Below are 2,236 nucleotides of genomic sequence, written 5' to 3' on the forward strand. Positions count from 1 at the left end.
GCCGGCACGCCGCCGCCGAGACGGTCGGACACCACCGCGGCGCTGCGCGGCATGCGTCCGTTCATGCCGGCGAACGGATTGAGCGGGCGCCCGGCAGCGGCGTAGGACGCCGGGCCGTTGGCGGCCGGCAGGCCGTTGTCGTACTGGCCCGCCTCGCGCGCCTGCGCCGCCAGTGCGGCGCGGAAGTAGCTCTCGGCCTTGCGGTTCTTGCCGGCGCTGCGGTACACGCGGCCGGCGGCGCCAAGCACCTGCGGCGAATCCGGCGCCTGCGCCAGCGCGCGCTGCAGGTAGTCCTCGGCGCTGTGCAGGTCGCGCAGCGCGGCGGCGGTGTTGGCCGCGGCGATCAGCGTGTCCAGGTCGTTGGGCGACTGCTGCAGTTGCTGCTGGTACAGCACCAGCGCCTGGCGCTGGTCGCCGGCGGCGGCGTACAGCCGCGCCAGCGCGGCCACCGCCTGCGGATCCTGATTCTGCTGCGCCAGCAGCGGCGCCAGCGCGTCGTAGGCGGCTTCGAGGTTGCCGAGTTCGCGCAGGGCATCGACCTGGCGCAGCACGTAGCCGCTGCGCAGCGCCTGGTAGCGGCGCTGCTGCTCGGCGCTCATGTCGCTGTCGCGCAGCTGGCGCAGGGTCGCCGCCAGTTCCGCGTCCTGGTGCGCGCGCAGCAGCACGCCGGCGTATTGCAGGCGCGCCTCGGTGGAGGGGTTCTGCGCGACCAGGCGCTGCGCCAGGGTCAGCGCGCGCTGGTTGCTGCCGATGTCGGCATAGGCGCCGGCCATCGCCGCCAGCAGTGCCGGCTGTTCCAGCGCGTCGCCCAGCGCGGCCTCGGTGCGGCCCAGCAGCAACTGCGCTTCGCCACCGCGGCCCTGCTGCTGCAGCAGGCGCGCCGTGGCCGCCTGCTGTTCGACCCAGGCGGTGTTGCGCAGCGCGCTCATCTCGGCGGTGCGGGCATTGGCCGGAATGCGTTCCAGGCTGGCGTAGGCGCTGGCCCAGTCGCCGCGTTCCTGCGCCAGCAGCGCATTGGCGTACAGCGCCTCGGGCATGTCGCCGTGCACTGCGAGCAGGCCGTCCATGACGCTGCGCGCCTGGTCCGGACGCCCGGCCTGCTGGTACAGGCGCGCCAGGTCCAGCCGCACCCACGGATCGCCCGGGTTGTCGACCATCGCCTTTTCCAGCTCGCTCTGCGCGGTGACGGTGTCGCCGGCCTCCAGCGCCTGCTGCGCGCGGGCGCGCTGCAGGTTGGCTTTCAGCGCGGACTCGCCGCCGGCCTGCTGGCGCTGCGCCGGGCTGAGCCTGGCGAACAGCGCATTGGCCTCGTTGGCGCGGCCCTGGCGGCTGTACAGGGCGATCAGGCCCTGCAGCGCGCCGGCATCGTCGGCATGCAGGCGCAGCGCCTCGCGGTAGCTCTTTTCGGCGGCGGCGGCATCGCTGGCCGACTGCAGGTCGCCCAGCAACGCGTAGCCGGCGGCCTCCTCGGGCTTGAGCTTGACCGCCTGCTGGACCAGGCGCAGCGCGGCGTCGGTGTCGCCGCGGGTGCGCGCGGCCTGCGCCTGCTGCAGCTGCAGCCAGTAGCGCGCGCTGTCCAGCGCGCTGCGCCACTTGCCGTTGGCGGCCGCGGCCGGGCGCAGCAGTTCCTGCGCTTCGCCGAAGCGCTGCTGGCGCAGCCGTACCGAGCCCAGGCCACCGAGCGCCTCGGCATCGCGCGGACGCGCGCGCAGCACCTGCGCGAAGCGCTGTTCGGCCAGCGCCAGGTTGCCGGCGTTGAGCGCCTTGAAGCCTTCGCCCAGCTGTTCGCCGGCCGGATCGCCGCCTTGCGCGCGGCGCTCCTGCAGTTGCGCGGCCTTCTTGGCGATCTCGGCATCGTTCGGATTGGCGGCCAGGAACGCCTGGTACAGCGGCGCATCGGCGGGGCCGGCATTGAGCCACAGCAGCGCCTGGCGCCAGCCGGCACGCGCGGGACCGGCGACATCGGCGCGCTTGCTCAGCGCGGCGAGCTGGGCGATGCCCTCGCGCCGCGACGGTTCGCGGTAGGTCTGCACCTGCGCCAGCGCCAGCGCCGCAGCGGTGTTGTCCGGCTGCGCGGCAGCCAGGCGGCGCAGGCCGTCGCGTGCGCCGTCCCAGCCCTGCGGGGTGCCGGCCAGCGCCTGGTAGTACTCCAGCGCCAGCGAGTCCGGCGGGCCCTTGCCGTCGAACAGCGCCTGGTAGGCGCGCACCGCGTCCACGTAGCGGCCGGCGGCGGCGG

1 protein-coding gene is annotated in these 2,236 nt (G+C 74.9%); it reads right to left on the reverse strand.

Annotated features, from left to right (window positions below; genetic code table 11):
• Positions 1-2,236, reverse strand: a 2,236-nt coding sequence (locus D183_RS0108090; protein ID WP_017908558.1) for a tetratricopeptide repeat protein, incomplete at both ends; no start/stop codon positions are given.

Origin of the sequence: Xanthomonas sp. SHU 199 (assembly GCF_000364665.1) — a bacterium.
Classification (GTDB): domain Bacteria; phylum Pseudomonadota; class Gammaproteobacteria; order Xanthomonadales; family Xanthomonadaceae; genus Xanthomonas_A; species Xanthomonas_A sontii.